The 15,855-nt window shown below is 69.3% G+C and carries 10 protein-coding genes and 2 pseudogenes; 4 read left to right on the forward strand and 8 right to left on the reverse strand.

Annotation, left to right across the window (positions count from 1 at the left end; genetic code table 11):
- Window positions 1–1,446: 1,446 nt before the first annotated feature.
- The 8 genes and pseudogenes from LQ326_RS33125 to LQ326_RS33160 all read right to left on the reverse strand — a co-directional run.
- Window positions 1,447–1,806: pseudogene (locus LQ326_RS33125) on the reverse strand (transposase); the annotation flags it as partial.
- Between the two features lie 9 nt (window positions 1,807–1,815).
- On the reverse strand, window positions 1,816–4,047 hold the full coding sequence (locus LQ326_RS33130; RefSeq protein WP_234542756.1) for a tyrosine-type recombinase/integrase: 2,232 nt from the start codon (window positions 4,045–4,047) through the stop codon (window positions 1,816–1,818).
- Between the two features lie 182 nt (window positions 4,048–4,229).
- Window positions 4,230–5,474 carry a tyrosine-type recombinase/integrase gene (locus tag LQ326_RS33135; protein ID WP_234542757.1) on the reverse strand — a complete coding sequence of 415 codons (1,245 nt, stop codon included), beginning with the start codon at window positions 5,472–5,474 and terminating at the stop codon, window positions 4,230–4,232.
- A gap of 90 nt (window positions 5,475–5,564) precedes the next feature.
- Window positions 5,565–5,985, reverse strand: a pseudogene (locus LQ326_RS33140) (transposase family protein); the annotation flags it as partial.
- A gap of 48 nt (window positions 5,986–6,033) precedes the next feature.
- On the reverse strand, window positions 6,034–6,393 hold the full coding sequence (locus LQ326_RS33145) for a hypothetical protein (protein WP_234542758.1): 360 nt from the start codon (window positions 6,391–6,393) through the stop codon (window positions 6,034–6,036).
- Between the two features lie 237 nt (window positions 6,394–6,630).
- On the reverse strand, window positions 6,631–6,963 hold the full coding sequence (locus LQ326_RS48420; RefSeq protein ID WP_234542759.1) for a helix-turn-helix domain-containing protein: 333 nt from the start codon (window positions 6,961–6,963) through the stop codon (window positions 6,631–6,633).
- A 164-nt stretch (window positions 6,964–7,127) separates the two neighbouring features.
- On the reverse strand, window positions 7,128–8,210 hold the full coding sequence (locus LQ326_RS33155; protein WP_234542760.1) for a sugar ABC transporter substrate-binding protein: 1,083 nt from the start codon (window positions 8,208–8,210) through the stop codon (window positions 7,128–7,130).
- Window positions 8,211–8,248: 38 nt separating this feature from the next.
- Entirely contained in the window at window positions 8,249–10,780 is a 2,532-nt protein-coding gene (locus LQ326_RS33160) for a SpoIIE family protein phosphatase (protein WP_234542761.1), read from the reverse strand.
- 285 nt (window positions 10,781–11,065) lie between these two features.
- Here LQ326_RS33160 and LQ326_RS33165 point away from each other — a divergent pair, with 285 nt between their 5' ends.
- From LQ326_RS33165 to LQ326_RS33180, 4 genes are all read left to right on the forward strand, one after another.
- Complete coding sequence (locus tag LQ326_RS33165) at window positions 11,066–12,154, forward strand: substrate-binding domain-containing protein (RefSeq protein ID WP_234542762.1); 1,089 nt, start codon at window positions 11,066–11,068, stop codon at window positions 12,152–12,154.
- Between the two features lie 36 nt (window positions 12,155–12,190).
- Window positions 12,191–12,970, forward strand: coding sequence for an ATP-binding cassette domain-containing protein (locus LQ326_RS33170; RefSeq protein ID WP_234542763.1), 780 nt, complete (start codon window positions 12,191–12,193; stop codon window positions 12,968–12,970).
- Between the two features lie 14 nt (window positions 12,971–12,984).
- Window positions 12,985–14,250 carry a sugar ABC transporter permease gene (locus LQ326_RS33175; RefSeq protein WP_372497019.1) on the forward strand — a complete coding sequence of 422 codons (1,266 nt, stop codon included), beginning with the start codon at window positions 12,985–12,987 and terminating at the stop codon, window positions 14,248–14,250.
- A 202-nt stretch (window positions 14,251–14,452) separates the two neighbouring features.
- Window positions 14,453–15,529 carry a sugar ABC transporter substrate-binding protein gene (locus tag LQ326_RS33180; RefSeq protein ID WP_234542764.1) on the forward strand — a complete coding sequence of 359 codons (1,077 nt, stop codon included), beginning with the start codon at window positions 14,453–14,455 and terminating at the stop codon, window positions 15,527–15,529.
- Window positions 15,530–15,855: the final 326 nt, after the last annotated feature.

A 15,855-nucleotide genomic window follows, 5' to 3' on the forward strand; every position in this document is an offset into this window, starting at 1 on the left:
AGTCGTAGCCCGCCAAGGCCTGCTGCGGGCAGACGGGCGGAGCAGACCAGCCCACTTGACAAGAACGACCATGTGATGGGCAGTAACTCCGCCGTACGCCGGGTCTGCACGCCCTGTGGATCACTTCCAGGATCTCGGAGTCGACGATCCCGGAAACCGCGATCTCAGCGGAATGGAGAGTGAGATCCAGGGGTCTGGATTCCGTGTGGCGTAGTCCGTGGACTTCGAGCCCCAGTGCGCCGCGGAGTGGTGCGGTCCGGGGAGACGTGGTCGACGATACCCCCGATCATCAGGGTGACGACTTCGCCCGTCAGGATCGAGCGCGGCGGACTGTTCGGCCGCCACGATGAGCCGTGCATCGTGGCCGAGTCCCGCGCTGTGGACACGATCTACTGCTGAGCGCCGGCAACTCGCCCACGAGCCGTACCGGGTCGAACACCGGGTGCCCAAGTTGCCCGGCACGTCACGTGGTTGACGCTCGGGTGGTCTTTTCGCGTACGACGAAAGACCAGGCCGGCGGTGCGGTTGCCGTCCTCGCGGATCAGGTCCAGCGCGGCGTCGGCCACTGGCACCGGTCAGAATGCCATTCGCCTCGTACCGCGAGGTGAATTCCGTCGACCGGCCCTGCTCGGCCGCCTCCACGGTGTCCCAGGTGTGTCGCCCCCTGAAGCGGGCTTCCAAGGCTGCCCCGTTCGCCGCGGGCGCACGGGGCGTCTGTCACCCCGCGCGGCAGTGCCGATCTGGACACAGAAGATGTGAACTCCGCCAACTGCCGGGCCTTGAGCGGGACTTACATGAGCGCCACTCAAAGGATGCCGCGGACCCATGAGCTCGTCGAGGTACCAAGATATCCAGTTCGGCGTTGGTGAGGCGAACCGACCGAGGCTGTGCTGATGTTGGCGCCGAGGACTGACAGTTCCGGGGTGTACAGGATGTTGCGGGAGCGCCGGGCTGCCGCGCGAGGCGGCGCGCCCTCGGCCACATGGCCCGGCCACCGCGCGGCTCCTGAACGGCCCCGGAAACGCTCGGCAGGTCGGTCTCGGCCAGGAACCATCAATCCCGGGCCGTCACGCATCAGCCGTCCCGCCTCAAGACATTTACGCAGGACGCGATCACGAAAGGCGACCGCCGCCAGCAGCGAAGAATCCTCTGGTCAACCCCCCGCTTCTGGCAGCCGACCACCGTCATTCAGTGCCCCGTCAGCGGCTCATCGGCCCGACTGCTCGCCGCGCCGCCCCATCCGCAAGGCGAATCAGCAGGCGACCTCACACCACCCTGCCCAGCGGCAATGCGCTCGACAACCGAAAAGGGTGCGGATTCGACCCGAGGGCCCCAGACTCCAAAACGAACAGCAGTTGACCTGCAGTGATGCTGATACTAAGGGGTGCCCCGTAAATGATCTTTGAGTCGCTGGGAGTGGGGTCGGTCGCGGTGCGGTCCGCTCGCCTATCCGGCGAGGGCGAGGTTGTGCATGCGGGCGATGCCGAGCATGGCGTGGTGGACCCCGTCGCCTTTGAGGCGGCAGTCTCGGAGGATCTTCCAGGTCTTCATCCGGGCGAAGACGTGCTCGACACGGGCGCGGACCTGCTTGTGGGACTTGTTGTGCGCCTTCTTCCAGTCGGGCAGGTCTTCGCCCTTGCGCCGACGATGGGGCATGACGAGTCCCGTGCCCGGATAGCCGCCGTCGGCGATCGTGAGTGTCCTGCCGACGGCCGCTTTGGCGCCGGATTCCTCCCACGCTTTGCAGTCGTTGCGGTTCCCGGGCAACGGTTGGCCGACCATGACGACGAGTCGGGTGTTGGCGTCTTTTCCGGACTACGGCGGCGGAGCGGATGGCTCGGTGATGCCGGGCATGCCGAGGTTGACGGGGCCGGCGGCGCGCAGCCGAGTCTGGCTGCGGTCGAGGGCGGCGAGTTTCTCCTGTGCCTTGGTGAGGCTGACTTTCAGGCCGTCGATCTCGCCGAGCCAGCCGTTGATGCGGGCTTCATCGATGCGTTCGGTGAGGTTGCGGATGATCGCCAGCAGGCGGGGGCGTTGTGCGGGATCGACGCGGAGCATCGGGCAGCGGACGCAGGCGTGTTCGTGGTTGCAGGGAGTGCCGTAGGGGCGTGCGCAGTCGCCGAGTTCGAGCTTGCGGGTGTGGAAGTGCTGTTGGAACTCGTGCCACTCCTGCTCGGTGGGTTCGCGGTATTCCTCGGTGGGGCGGTCGGCTCGTCGGGTGTTGAGGAAGGCGCGGTAGGAGCGCACCAGGTCGTCCTGGAAGACCGCGAGGTAGGGCTCGACGGTGGTGACGCTGGCGTGGCCGAGGAGCCGTGCGGCGATGTGGACCGGGAGCCCGCCGGCGACGGCTTGGGTGGTGAAGATGCGCCGGAAGTCGTGGGGGCGGAAGTGGAGCGGCTGCCCGGCCGTGTCGGTCAGCCCCGCGCGGGTGACGGTGTCGTTGATGAAGTCGCGGACCATGCTGGGGGTGAGCACATCGTGCTTCCAGCGCATGCGGCGCTGGAAGAGGTGGGGCAGGGCCGATCCGGTCGTCCGCTCCGCTGGGTCGTAGCGGGCGACCAGGGGGATCATGCCGCCGTTTCGGGTGCGCAGGCGGGTGATGACGGTGGCCAGCACGCTGGCCAGTTCGGGGCTGACCAGCAGCAGCCGTTCCTCGTTGCTCTTGGAGGGGACGATCTGCAGCAGCGGGACAGTCTCGCCGGTGTCGGCCAGCCGGTAGGAGACCAGGGCGAGTTGTGTGATCTCCAGCAGCTCTTCGCAGCGAATCCCGGCGTGCCGGAGGGTCTCGATGATCGCCCAGGCCCAGAATCCCTCGTCCTCGCTGCGGGTGAGGTCATGGTGGACCCCATCGGGATCCTCCGCGAGGACGTGGGGGACGGGCTGCGCCTGTCGGTTCGGAAGCCGGAACTCGGCGCGGGCCAGGCGGCGCCAGCGCCGGCCTTCGATGGTGAAGTGTTCGCCGGGCACGACGGCCTCGGCGGCGGTCAGCAGCGCCTGCTGCCCGCGGTGGTGGCTCTCGGCGGTGTCGACGAGGTCGAGCAGCCGTGGGAGACGTTCGCGAACGCGTTGGTGCGAGCGCGCCTGTTCTTGCTTCTTGTGCTTGGCCCGCCCGCCGAGTTCGCTTTGGCGGACCGGGCTGGGCACTGCCCAGGGCACCCAGAACGGGTCTTCCACCGCCCACTGGGCGATGTCGAGGTAGAAGGCGCGGACCGTCATCAGGACGCCGAGGCGGTTCTTGCGTTCGACCTGTTGCAGGCCGGGCCGGGTGAGGAACGCGAGGCGCTGTTTCCAGGCTTCGGCGACCGGTGCGGGCAGGCGCAGGGAGTCGATGCTGGGGTGATGGCACTCCAGATCGGCCCAGAAGTTGCCGATCAGCCGGGAGGCGATGCCTCGCAGGCTGCCGTAGTCGAGCGCGGGGCGGCGCTCGTCCAGGTAGCGCACCAGCACATCGCGGACCGGGCGGCACTTGAGCCCGTAGCCATCGACGATCTCGGCGCTGGTCAACTGCCCATGCCCCAGACGCCGCAACGGCAGCGACTCCTGGAGCACCCCGGTTTCGCGCAGCAGGTCCCAGCCGGCAGGCAGCCCGGTCGGGATCTTCCCGCCGACCCGCATCCCCCACTCGCGGAAGCCCAGCAGGTCATCGGCAGTCAACTGGTCCACGTCGCGGCCCGTATGGAGGCAGATCTTCGCGAGGCTGCGTTCCGCATGGTCCTGGTACTGCTCGGTGTGCCCGGCCCGGACGCCTGCTGCGGTGACGGCGGCGAACGCCTCGGGTCCGAACAGCGTCTTCGCATCCCGGAACAAGGCCGTGGTGCGAAAGCGGAGAAAGAATCCGTAGTCCGGCAGCACGGTGCGGCCCAGGAGCAGGGCGGTCACCCCGTCAGTGACACCGTGTCGGGCGATGGGCTCTCGCCCACCAACTCCGGCGGCGACGGTCGCGATCCACGCGGTCCCGGCATCCGCCGCCGCGTGCTGCCAGCGCTGCTGCCAGCCGTCGCCCGGGTGTGTGTGCAGCCACTCCAGCATCCGCCGCGCGCCGTGCATCCGTTGGCCACCGCGACCGGCCGAGCGCCCCGACCACACAGGCAAGGCCCGCAGATGCGCCAGCACCGCGTCGATATCCGCCCTGTCCAACGGGCCGACATGGGCAGGCCGTGGTGAACGCGGTACGTATCCCTGCTCCGCGGCGACCTCTGCGACCGGCTCGGCGTGCAACGTCGCGGCGCTCATGCCGGCAACCCGGCGAACAGCACGGCCAGGTCGGCGGCGGCGTAGCCTTCGGCCACCGGCGGGACGGGCTGGGCGCGGCGCTCCTCGGCCTGCTGCAAATGCTCAAGGACCCGGCGGATCACCTTCTCCTCCTCTTCCACCAGGTACGTGTCCGCGGTCGTGCTCAGGTGCGCATGCCCGAGGATCACCTGCACGTCGCGCAGCGACAGGTGCTCATCGCGGGCCATCCGCAACGAACAGGTGTGCCGCAGGTCATGCATGGTGTAGTTCGTGCCCAAGCAGACGTTGATCCGGCGGAACACCGCGCGCAGCGCCTCATAGTTCAGCGGCTGCCGCACCAATCCCGCGCCCCGGTCGCGGCGGCGCGCCGTCACCCACAGCGGCTCATGCAGATCGACCGGCCCGGCTTCGGCCAGGTAGAGGCGGATCCACACAAACGCCTCGCTGCTGGCCGGCAGCCACTGCTCGGCACCACTGCCCTTGCGCACCACCCGCACCCGCTGCTCGCCCCAGTCCAGATCGACGCCACGCAGGCCAAGGATCTCCGAAGCCCGCGCTCCGTTACTCACCGCGAGCGCCAGCAGCGCCCGGTCCCGGTTGCAGCGCAGCGCACCGAACAGCGTCTTCCACCGCTCGTCCGGGATCTCCCGCGGCCGGCGCTTGGGGACCTTCGGGTTGCAGCGGACACGACCCTCCGCACGGAACGGCTCCAGCGGGTTGTGATGCGCCCTGGCCCGCCCCGCGCGCCGGTCCAGCACCACAGGGTTCACCAGCGGGCCCTCGCCCGTCTCGCCCCAGAACTCGTAGAAGCTGCGGACCACGGCGTTGCCGTGCCGCACGGTGCGGGGCTGGTAGGAGTCGTCCAGATACCGCTTGCGTGTGATCGGGTTGATCGCGCCCGCGGCGACGGCCGACGCGGTCCGCGGCGAGCGGCGCGGCTTGACCGCCTGCCCCAGCCACAACACGAGATCGCGGACCTCGGCCGAGCTCGCACTGTCCCACTCGACGCCGACCGCCCTCAGCCACCGCCACCAGCGCAGCAGACCGTACGCGTAGCTGCGGACGGAGCCAGGCCGGTTGCCCCGCGCCACAAAGTCCCGCAGAAACCGGGAAATCGGCTCAACCGGCACCCCGTTCGCGTCCACCACCAACCAGGGCAGCACCCCGTCTGCTTCGACTACCGCGCCCCAACGCGGCAACCGGATCGAAGCCAGATCACGTTCAACGTGCAGCTCGTACATCCCACGACCTCCCATTCCTCGGATGGAAGGAGATGTACCGAGAGACAACGGAACACCCAGGGAACGACCCCGGAGTGTCGGCCCGTAGTCCGGTCAACGGGCCGATGACGACCTGGTGGTTGGTGGAGTACCGGTAGTTCTTCGACTGCTCGGCGATGGTGTGATCGCGAGTGGGCACCAGGGTGCCGTCCACGATGAGCACGGTGTCCTTGGCGAACCGCTTGCGGGGCTGGAGAGCGAGCATCGGCCCGAGGTGGTTGATGATCCGGTCCGCCGCCGACTTGGACACCCCGAACAGTGGGGCGAGCTGGCGCATAGTCAGGTTTGTGCGCCAGTACGCCGCGACCAGCAGTGCCCGGTCCTCTAGGGGCAGGCCCCACGGCCGACCTTTGCGGACCGCGTCCGCACCCTCGCGCCGCAGCATGGTCACCAGCTTCCCGAAGGCACGCGGGCTCAGCCCGGTGAACGGGGCTATCCAGGACGGTTCCGACACCGAGATCACACCAGCCACGCCGGGATCATCGCACCGCAGCGTGCCCCGCCAGCAGGCCTCCCCGCCTCAGCGGAACTCGTGGACCACCTGGATCTCGCCGACGATGTGGGCGTTGAAGTCGTTGAGCTCCTCGGCCGGAACCCAAAGCTCGAGGATCGTCTGCCCACCGGCCTGCTGGATGGAATACCGGCTCAAGAACTCCGACTCGACCTCAAAACGAGTGACGAAGCCGGCGCCATCGTGCTTCACGTTCCAGTCCCGCGCGATCCTGACCGCGTAGTCCTCGTTGAGGACCGGGTAGAAGATCGGCTGCTCGGGCAGCCGGGGCGGCCAGGCACGCCAGTTCAGCTCCCGAACCAGATCCAGCTCCTTGGGGCCGGTGGGGCGCCACAGGGTCGTCGTTGCTTGCTGGCTGGTCATCTGCATCGCTCTCTGAACGTAGGCCGCTGGTGCGGCGGGTCGGGAGAGCGGACGATACCGGCACCGCGAACTCATCAGCCACGTAGTTTCCGCACCCTGACCAGCGCCGTGACCAGCAATTGCGGGACAGCCTTTAGTTATGGCTATGCGAACGTAAGATCTCGTCCATAACGAGAAAGAAACAACCAGCCCCATCTGTCAAGTCGCGACAGACGGGGCTGGTGCAGAAGGCAAGGCGTGTGGCTATCCTCGCTTATGCGGCTCGCGCATCTCTACGCCCGCCCGCTTGAGTTTCTTGCTGACCGTACTGGCGCAAACACCAAGTTGCGCACCGATCTGTCGCGCGCTCCAGCCTTGCTCGTAAAGCTCCTTGGCCCTGGCCATCCGTAACGGCGTCATCTTGACCTGTGATCGCTTGGCAACTCCGGCCCGCGTCAGGTGGTGATCGACCGTCTGTCGGTGCATGCCGTAGCGCTCCGACAACGCGCTCACCGTTGCGCCCTGCTGGTACGCCTCCACCAGCTCTGCCACTTCACTCGGCGAGAGCTTGCGGTTCTCCTTGATCTCCGTCGCCACGGCGACGTCTACAACAGCAGGCTCTACCTGCGCACGTACGGCCCCGCCATGCCTCTCCAGCGTCTTGATCAGGCGTAGCAGGGGTGCGCTCGGGTTCGAAAGGGAGTCGGCCAGGCGCTCCAAAGAGGGCCAGGTCAGGCATCGTCTGATCTGGTCTTTTCTTGTTACGGGGTCAGCCCTGCCTTTGCGCAGGCGGGTCGCAGCTGGGGTGTGCAGATCTGAGTGGTGGTGTACACGCCGTCCCGGACGAGGGTCTGCTTGATGTTGGCGGTCGTGACGGCCACCGGGGTGAGGAGCACGGACGGGATCTGGCGGGTGGTGGGGCTGTCGGTCGTCGTCGTGGCGATGGTGCGCAGCTTCTCGCCGCGGCCCAGGGCGACGGCCATGCTGGCGGCTGCCTCGGCTTCGGCGCGGAAGGACTTGTACACCGTCATGGACTGCTCGCCGTCGATGATGCGCCGCACCGCGTCGAGGTCGGCGTCCTGGCCGGTGACCGGTGGCAGGCGCCGGACGTGGGCGCTCTTGAACGCGGAGATGGCGCCTGCGGCAATGGCGTCGTTGGCGGCCAGGACGCCGTCGATGCGGCCGGGGCCCAGGGCTGCGATGGTGGCGGACATGTTGGCGTTGGCGTTGTCCGTGCTCCAGCCCGTGGTGTCGTAGGACCGGCCGATCCGCACCTTGCCCCGCAGGACGGACAGCGCGCCCCTCTTGTACTGCGCGGCGTTGGAGCTGGTCGGGTCGCCGTTCATCATGACGATGGTGTCGTCCTCGGCCGGGGCGTGCATGGCCTTCAGGAGGGCCTGGCCCTGCAGCGTGCCGACCTTGAGGCCGTCGAAGCTGACGTAGCCCGAGACCGGGCCGTCGGCGAGCCTGTCGTAGGCGACGACGGAGACGCCCGCGTCGTGCGCCTCCTGGACGGTGGAGCGCAGCGCCCTGTTGTCGGTGGCGCCGAGGACGAGGACCCTGACCCCCTTGGTGATCATGGCGACCATCTGCTGCCGCTGGGCCGTCGGGTCGTCGGCGGCGTTGGCGTAGGAGACGGTGCAGTGCGGGCAGAGCTGTTTCACCCATTGCTCGAACAGCGGCTTGTCGGAGTTCTCCCAGCGCGGCACCACCCGGCTCGGCAGCAGCAGGCCGACGGTGAAGCTGTCCGTGCCGGCTGTGCCGTCACCGGTGCAGGCGGCCTGGGACACGGTCAGCAGACCTGCGACCAGCGCACCGAGGACATACCGCGTACGAGACGTCACGTGTTGCCTACGAGACGCCGGGTGCTGCCTGTGAAACGTCATGATCGGTCCCCGTCCTCGATGCCCGGATCTGCGCCCACCGGAGCGGGTTCACGACGCGGTACCGCTATCTCGCTGCACACCTGCTTGCCCCCGGCCATCGGCACGGTGCCGAAGGACTCCGACACCGCCTCGACCAGGAGCAGCCCCCGGCCGCCGGTCGACTCCCAGTCCACGATCACGGGCCTGGCGGGCGCCCGGGGAGAGGAGTCGCTCACACAGACACGCACCCGGCCACCGCGGAGCGTCAGTTCGAGACGGACCGGACCCTGCGTGTGTATCAAGGCGTTGGTGACGAGTTCGGACACCACCAGCAGCACCGCGTCGGTGGCCTCCTCGACCTTCCAGCGGCGCAGCGTGCGCGCGGTGAAGCGGCGGGCGTGCATGACTGCGTCGGGCAGCCGCCACACCACCCAGCCCGACCGGATCGGCCTGGTCTTCATGCCGTCGTAGCGCAGCAACAACAGCGCCACATCGTCCTCGCGACAACCCTGGTCGCCCAGCAGGGCGTCGGCCACCCGCCCAGGATCCGACGGGTCGGCCGTGGCGAGGGTGGCGCGGGCGCGGCGCATGCCCTCGTCCAGGGACAGTTCGGCTGCCTCGACCAGCCCGTCGGTGACCAGCGCGAGCAACATTCCGGGTGTCAGTGCCACCGCGGTCATCGGGAAGTCCGCCTCCATGGAGATGCCCAGGGGAAGGCCGCCCTCGACCTCGACCTCCTCGGTGCTGCCGTCGGGATGGCGCAGCAGCGGTGCGACGTGCCCGGCGCGGACGAACAGGACGTCGCCCTCGTCCATGTCCAGTTCGGCGTAGCAGCAGGTGGCGAACAGATCCGTCTCCATGCCGACGAGGAGGCGGTTGGCATACGAGACGACCACGTCGGGCGGGTGGCCCTCCACCGCGTACGCCCTGACCGCGGTACGCATCTGTCCCATGATCGTCGCGGCTGCGGCGCTGTGGCCCTGCACGTCGCCGATGACCAGCGCCACCCGGTCCTCGGAGAGGGCGATCACGTCGTACCAGTCGCCGCCCACCTGCAGGCCTCGACGGGCGGGCAGATAGCGGGCGACGGCGGTCCCGCCCGGAAGCTCGGGCAGCCGCCGCGGCAGGAGGCTGCGCTGCAGCATCGCCGCGAGTTCCTGTTCGGCGTCGTGGGCGTGGGCGCGGGTGAGGGCCTGGCCGGCCAGCGAGGCGGTGGCGATGAGGAGCGAGCGTTCCTCGGGGGCGAACTCGTGCGGCCTGTCCCAGCCGACCAGGCACAGTCCGACGACCTGGCCCTTGGCGGGCAGCGGCAGGACGGCGAGGCCTCCGGGGCCGATGCCGTCGAGTCCCGGTTCGACGGCGGTGGCCGCCGGCCACAGGCCCATACGTCCGTCTCGCAGAGCCGTCTGCAGGGTGGGCAGGGCACTGAGGGGTGCGTCGGGCCACTCCGCACGCCACCGGAGACGCCATGTCCGCGGCCAGGCGACGGGCTGCGGCGGGTCGAGCAGGGTGACCTGGAGCCGTTCGTTCTGCAGCTCGGCGAGCGCCACCCGGTCGGCGCTCAGAGGTTCGCGCAGGGCGGTGATCACCACGTGGCTGACCTCGCGCACGGTGGTGGCCTCGTCGAGTGCGGCGGTCAGCCACTGGATCCGGGAGACGTCGTCGCTCCCCCGGCGCAGGACCGAGGTCGCCGTCACCACACCCAGCACCTGCTCCGGCCTGTCGTCGGTACCCGACGCCACCCGGCACGTCAGGCTCAGCCAGCGCATCTCGCCGGTGGGGCAGCGGACGCGGAAGTCCAGTTCCCGTCGGCCGAACGTCTGGGCGGACGGCTCCAGCACCGACATCAGCGCGTGCAGGTCTTCCGGCAGCGCGTGCGCGAGCAGGGAGTCCGCCTTGCCGTCGAAGTCGTCCGGCTTGATGCCGACCAGTTCGCGCAGCGTCTCGTCCGCGTCGATCACGCCGGTTTCCGGCACCAGGACGAAGGAGCCGACGTGCATGCGGCGCAGTGCGGAACTCAAGGGGGCCGACGGCGGTTCGCCGTCGGCCCGCGTCTCCAGCACACCGGTGACCGCATGGGCGTAACGCTCCAGGAAACGCTGCTGCTCGGCTTCGAAACCGTTCTCGCCGGTGCTCACGACGACGAGGCAGCCGAGCCGTTCGCCCTCGGCGACCAGGGGCAGCGCGCCGAGCGATGTCCGGGCTCGCGGCGGCGCCGGACAGCCCTCGGGACAGGAGGCGAGTGCCGTGGGGGTCAGCCACACGGCGTGGGAGTCGCGGAAGGCGCAGGCCGCGGGCGAGCTGCCGGACAGGGGCAGGCGCTCCGGCAGTCCGTACGCGGCAGGGGCGTAGCCCGCCGTGTCCACCGACCGAAGATGGGCAGAACCCGCGTCGGGCACGTAGAGCACGGCCGCCGCCGCTCCGGCGAACGTCAGGACGCGGACGTCCACGGGGGTCCCGGGCCCTGGCGGTGAGCCGGTGCCCGCGACGCCGGTCCCGGCCGTCCCCGGGTGCGGGAGTCCGGTCCGGGCGCTGCCGTGGTGAGGCATGACCTGTCCACCTCCCGTTCGCGCCGGGTGCCGACCTGCCGCCGCTGGGTACTCCCCCTCACCAGAATCGCATAGCGCAGCAAACAGTACGTATTGTCATCATGTCAGCCATTCGGTACGAGTTCGCGGTTCATCAGGGCCGGTGTCACACTGGCGAGGGGGTTGTTCTGCCGCTTTCACCCGGTCTGGGCGGGTGGGGAGCGAGACCGTGCCTCGCTCCGGTGGGCCACGCTGCCGCACCGCTGTCGCAGCCGCATGGCTTGGGGGCGGAGGGAGGCCTCGCGCATGAATTCCTGCGTCCGGGGGACCGCCCTCGCCCTGGCCGTCGTCTCGACCGCCGTGTCCCTCGCCTCCTGCGGATCGGGCGCCGGGGACACCTCCGGCCCGGGGAGCGCGCGGACGATCGGCGTGCTGCTGCCGGATTCCACCACCGCCCGCTGGGAGGCGCGGGACAGACCCCTGCTGGAACAGAGGATCCGGCAGCTGTGCGGCGACTGCACGATCGAGCACGCCGACGCCAAGGGTGACGTGGCCATCCAGCAGGAACAGATGGACGCGTCGATCGCCCACGGGGTCGACGCCATCGTGCTGGCGGCCGTCGACGCCAGGGCCATCGGCGCCTCGGTGCGCAGAGCGGCTGCCGCGCACATCCCAGTCATCGCCTACGACCGCCTGGCCGAGGGCCCGATCTCGGGCTACGTCTCCTACGACGGGCAGGAGGTCGGCAGGCTCCAGGGCAAGGCGCTGCTGACGGCCATGGGCGCCAAGGCGCACGGCGGCCGGATCGTGATGATGAACGGCGATCCCGGCGACCCCAACGCGCTGTCGTTCAAGCAGGGCGCACTGTCCGAACTCCAGGGGAAGGTGACGATTGCCAAGCAGTACGACACGCCGCTGTGGAGCAGGCAGACGGCGGCCCTGAACATGTCCGGAGCCATCTCCGCCCTGGGCGCGGACCGCATCGACGGCGTCTACGCCGCCAACGACGGCCTCGCCGCCGGGAGCATCGCCGCTCTCAGGGCCGACAAGGTCAGCCCGTTGCCGCCCGTCACCGGGCAGGACGCCGAGCTCTCAGCCGTACGACGCATCGTCGGCGGCGAGCAGTACATGACGGTCTACAAACCCTTCGGGCCAGAAGCCGCCGCGGGCGGCGCCATGGCCGTGGCCGCCGCGCGAGGTCAGCGTCTCGACGCGGTGGCCACCAGGCGGGTGAAAACCCGCAGCGGTGCAGAGGTTCCGGCCGTGCTGCTCACCCCGGTGTCCGTGACCCTTGCCACCATCAAGGGCACCTTGGTGAAGGACGGCGTGTACACGCTCGGACAGATCTGCGCCCCGCCGCTCGCGGGCGACTGTCACAAGGCCGGACTGACCTGACAGGCGGGACCGGCCGCCTCCGGGCCCGGGAAGGAGATGATTCTCTTGCCGCACCCCTTGCTCGCCCTGCACGGCGTGTGCAGGCGCTTCGGCGTCGTCGAGGTCCTCCGGGACATCGAGCTGGAGATCCACGCCGGCGAGGTCCTCGCCCTGCTCGGCGACAACGGAGCCGGCAAGTCGACCCTGGTCAAGGTGATCTCCGGGGTCGCTCCCGCGGACAGGGGGAGGATCGAGTGGGAGGGCCGGCCCGTTCACATCCGGCGTCCCCAGGAAGCCCGGGACCTCGGCATCGCCACCGTCTACCAGGACCTGGCGCTGTGCGGAAACCTCGACGTCGTCGGCAACCTCTTCCTCGGGCGGGAGATCCGCAGGTTCGGCCTCCTCGACGAGGTCGAGATGGAGCGCCGCAGCATGCAGTTGTTGCAGCGCCTGACCCGGAGCGTTCCCGATCTGCGCGGTCCCCTGGTGTCACTGTCCAGCGGCCAGCGGCAGACCGTCGCCATCGCCCGCTCGCTTCTCGGCGACCCGCGCCTCCTCCTGCTGGACGAACCGACCGCGGCGCTGGGATTCGAGCAGACGACCGAGGTCCTCGACCTCGTCGACCGGCTCCGCGACCAGGGCCTGGGGATCCTGCTCATCAGTCACAACATGGGCGATGTGAAAGCCCTCGCCGACCGGGCCGCCGTGCTGCGGCTCGGCCGTAACAACGGCTTCTTCGACGTGAGCACCACCTCCCAGGAGCAGATCGTCTCCTCCATCACGGGCGCCACGGACAACACGCCCCGCCGGCCGGCCCACCGAGACGCCGAGTGGTGAAAGGGATGCGTGACATGCCGGACGAGACGCGGGACGCTCCCGCGGCAGCCACCGCGAAATCCGGTCAGCGCCGTGCCGGGCGGGCCGTCATCCGTGCCATGGCGGGCTGGATCACCGTCCGGCGACGCAGACTGAGCGTCGGCGAGCTGGGCTACCTTCCCGTCACCCTGGTCCTCGCCGCGGTCTGGATCACCTTCCAGAGCCTGGATCCCACCTTCCTCTCGCCCCGTAACCTGTCCAACCTCAGCGTGGACATCGTGGGCACGGGCTTCATCGCGGTGGGCATCGTCTTCGTGCTACTGCTCGGCGAACTCGACCTGTCGGTCGGCTCGATCAGCGGGTTCGCCGCCGCGGTCTTCGCGGTGCTCAACGTCGACAACGGCGTGCCGGAGTGGCTCGCCCTGATCGCCGGCGTGCTGACGGGCACCGTGGCGGGAACGGTCCAGGGGTACTCCATCGCCAGGACCCGGGTGCCGGCCTTCGTGGTCACCCTCGCCGGGCTGCTGACGTGGAACGGTCTCATGCTCACCATCCTCGGCACCAGCGGCACCGTCAACCTCGACGAGAACGGGCTCGTCGCCCACCTCACCGGCTATTACTTCACCAACGCCGGCGTCGCCTACGCGGTGGCGGCACTCGCCACAGCTCTGGTCTTCCTCGCCTCCTACCTGAACCGGCGGCGCCGCCGGGCCGTCGGCATGCCGCACCGCCCGTTGCGCACGATCGTGGTGCGCACCGGAGCGGTGGCGTTGATCGCGTTCGGCTCCGCCTATCTGCTGAACCAGTTCCAGGGCCTGCCGCTGGCACTGCTGATCTTCCTCACCACGGTGGCCGCCCTCGACATCGTGCTCCGCCGCACGCCGTACGGACGGCGGGTCTACGCGCTGGGGAGCAGCGTCGAGGCGGCCCGTCGCGCCAGCCTCAGCGTGACCGGCGTGCAGACGGCCGTGCTCGCGGTCTCCGGCACCCTGGCGGCGACCGGCGGCCTGTTCCTGGCCTCGCGCATCACATCGGTGAGCCAGACCTCCGGCTCCGGTGTCCTGCTGCTCAACGCCATCGCCGCCGCCGTCATCGGCGGCACCAGCCTGTTCGGAGGGCGCGGTACGACGTGGTCCGCGGTGCTCGGCATCCTGGTCATCCAGTCGATCGCCTCGGGCATGGCCCTCACCGACACGCCCACCGCCGTTCAGCTGGTGATCACGGGCGGGGTGCTCTTCGCCGCGGTGGTCCTCGACTCAGTGTCCCGGCACACGCAGCAGGCGCACGGAAGGCGCGCCTGACCCTCCGAACCTCGACGCGCGGGTGTTACCGCTGCCATGCGGGAGGGCTCCTCTCGCAAGTACGCACGTATATTGAAATAACCGGCATAAACCGCAAAAGGCAAACGGGCGGGCGGGCATCGGCCAGGTGGCCTGTGTGCCGGCCGAGTGAGCCCGCCACCAGACGGCAGGCGCTCCGGGACCCAGCGCGAGGAACCCACCGATGAGGCCCACACCCGTGCTCTGCGCCACCGCTTCCGCCTTCTGTGCGCTGGCGCTGCTCAGCGCCTGCGGCGGCTCCGGCGGCACGGACACGCCGGGCGGCGGCAAGCCGCTGGTCGGTGTCGACTACCCGCGCTCCGACACCGACTTCTGGAGCGCGTACATCACGTACACGCCCGTGTACGCCAGGCAACTGGGTCTCTCGCTGAGGACCACCAACTCGCAGAACGACGTCGCCAAGCTCGCCGCCAACACGCAGACGCTCATCCTCCGGGGTGCCAAGGCCATCGCGACGGCCCCGCAGAGCACATTCGCCATCGCGCCGATTCTGGCGCGACTGCAGGCGGCGAAGATCCCGGTCGTCACCATCGACACCCGCCCCGACACCGGCAAGGTCTACATGGTGGTCCGCGCCGATAACCGCGCCTACGGCGAGAAGGCATGCAAGTACCTGGGCACCAAGCTGGGCGGCAAGGGCAAGGTCGTGATGCTCCAGGGCGACCTCTCGTCGATCAACAGCCGTGACCGCACCGAGGGGTTCGACGCCTGCATGAAGGCGAACTACCCGGAGATCAAGGTGTTCGCGGAGGCCACCAACTGGGACGGGGAGGTCGCCGCGCAGCGGCTCCAGAACGACCTGACCGTCCACCCGGACATCAAGGGCATCTACATGCAGGCCAGCTTCGCCCTTTCCGGCACGCTCCACGTGCTCGGGCAGCAGGGGCTGCTGGTCGGCCCGAGGAACCCGAAGCACGTGTTCGTGGTCTCCAACGACGGCATCCCCAGGGAGCTCAGGGACATCTCCAACGGCAACATCGACGCCACCGTGTCCCAGCCGGTCGACCTCTATGCCAAGTACGCCCTGTACTACCTGAAGGCCGCGATCGACGGAAGGACGTTCAAGCCCGGCAGGACCGACCATCAGAGCACCATCGTGCAGGTCCGCGAGGGACTTCTCGAGGACCGGCTCTCCGCCCCGCTCGTCACCGCCGACGGCGGCACGTACGGCGGCGTCCCCAGCCTCAAGAGCACCGACCCGTCCCTGTGGGGCAACAATCTCGGTCACGTACCCCGGTGACCTGGCCGTTTCGATGTCCCGGAGGGGCCGATGGGCCGGGCGCCGGCTTCCGGGGAACTCGGGACTCCGACCCGTCCCGTCGAGAGGGGAGAGGACGGAGCATGTCCAACCGCGGATCCGCCTCATTCGACTACGGGGAGGGTTCCGGCTCCCCCGGTGCAGTTCGAAGCGCAGACGCATTGCGGTGCCGACGAGGCGGTAGCCGGCGAGACCAGGGGCACTGAACGGGTTGGGGAGGGGCGTGATGCGTCGGTGGGTGCGGTCGAGGACGTGGGAGACGTAGACGATGGTGTGGACCTCGTCGGGGTGGAGGTGACTGGCTCGTT

Source organism: Streptomyces shenzhenensis (genome assembly GCF_021462265.1).
In the GTDB taxonomy this organism is placed as follows: Bacteria; Actinomycetota; Actinomycetes; order Streptomycetales; family Streptomycetaceae; genus Streptomyces; species Streptomyces shenzhenensis.

What these genes read in the sequence shown, in the direction of transcription:
- LQ326_RS33130 (WP_234542756.1), bottom strand. Translation starts at nt 4,047, where the DNA reads ATGCACGGCGCGCGGCGGATGCTGGAGTGGCTGCACACACACCCGGGC.
- LQ326_RS33135 (WP_234542757.1), bottom strand. Translation starts at nt 5,474, where the DNA reads ATGTACGAGCTGCACGTTGAACGTGATCTGGCTTCGATCCGGTTGCCG.
- LQ326_RS33145 (WP_234542758.1), bottom strand. Translation starts at nt 6,393, where the DNA reads ATGCAGATGACCAGCCAGCAAGCAACGACGACCCTGTGGCGCCCCACC.
- LQ326_RS33160 (WP_234542761.1), bottom strand. Translation starts at nt 10,780, where the DNA reads ATGCCTCACCACGGCAGCGCCCGGACCGGACTCCCGCACCCGGGGACG.
- LQ326_RS33165 (WP_234542762.1), top strand. Translation starts at nt 11,066, where the DNA reads ATGAATTCCTGCGTCCGGGGGACCGCCCTCGCCCTGGCCGTCGTCTCG.
- LQ326_RS33170 (WP_234542763.1), top strand. Translation starts at nt 12,191, where the DNA reads ATGATTCTCTTGCCGCACCCCTTGCTCGCCCTGCACGGCGTGTGCAGG.
- LQ326_RS33175 (WP_372497019.1), top strand. Translation starts at nt 12,985, where the DNA reads ATGCCGGACGAGACGCGGGACGCTCCCGCGGCAGCCACCGCGAAATCC.
- LQ326_RS33180 (WP_234542764.1), top strand. Translation starts at nt 14,453, where the DNA reads ATGAGGCCCACACCCGTGCTCTGCGCCACCGCTTCCGCCTTCTGTGCG.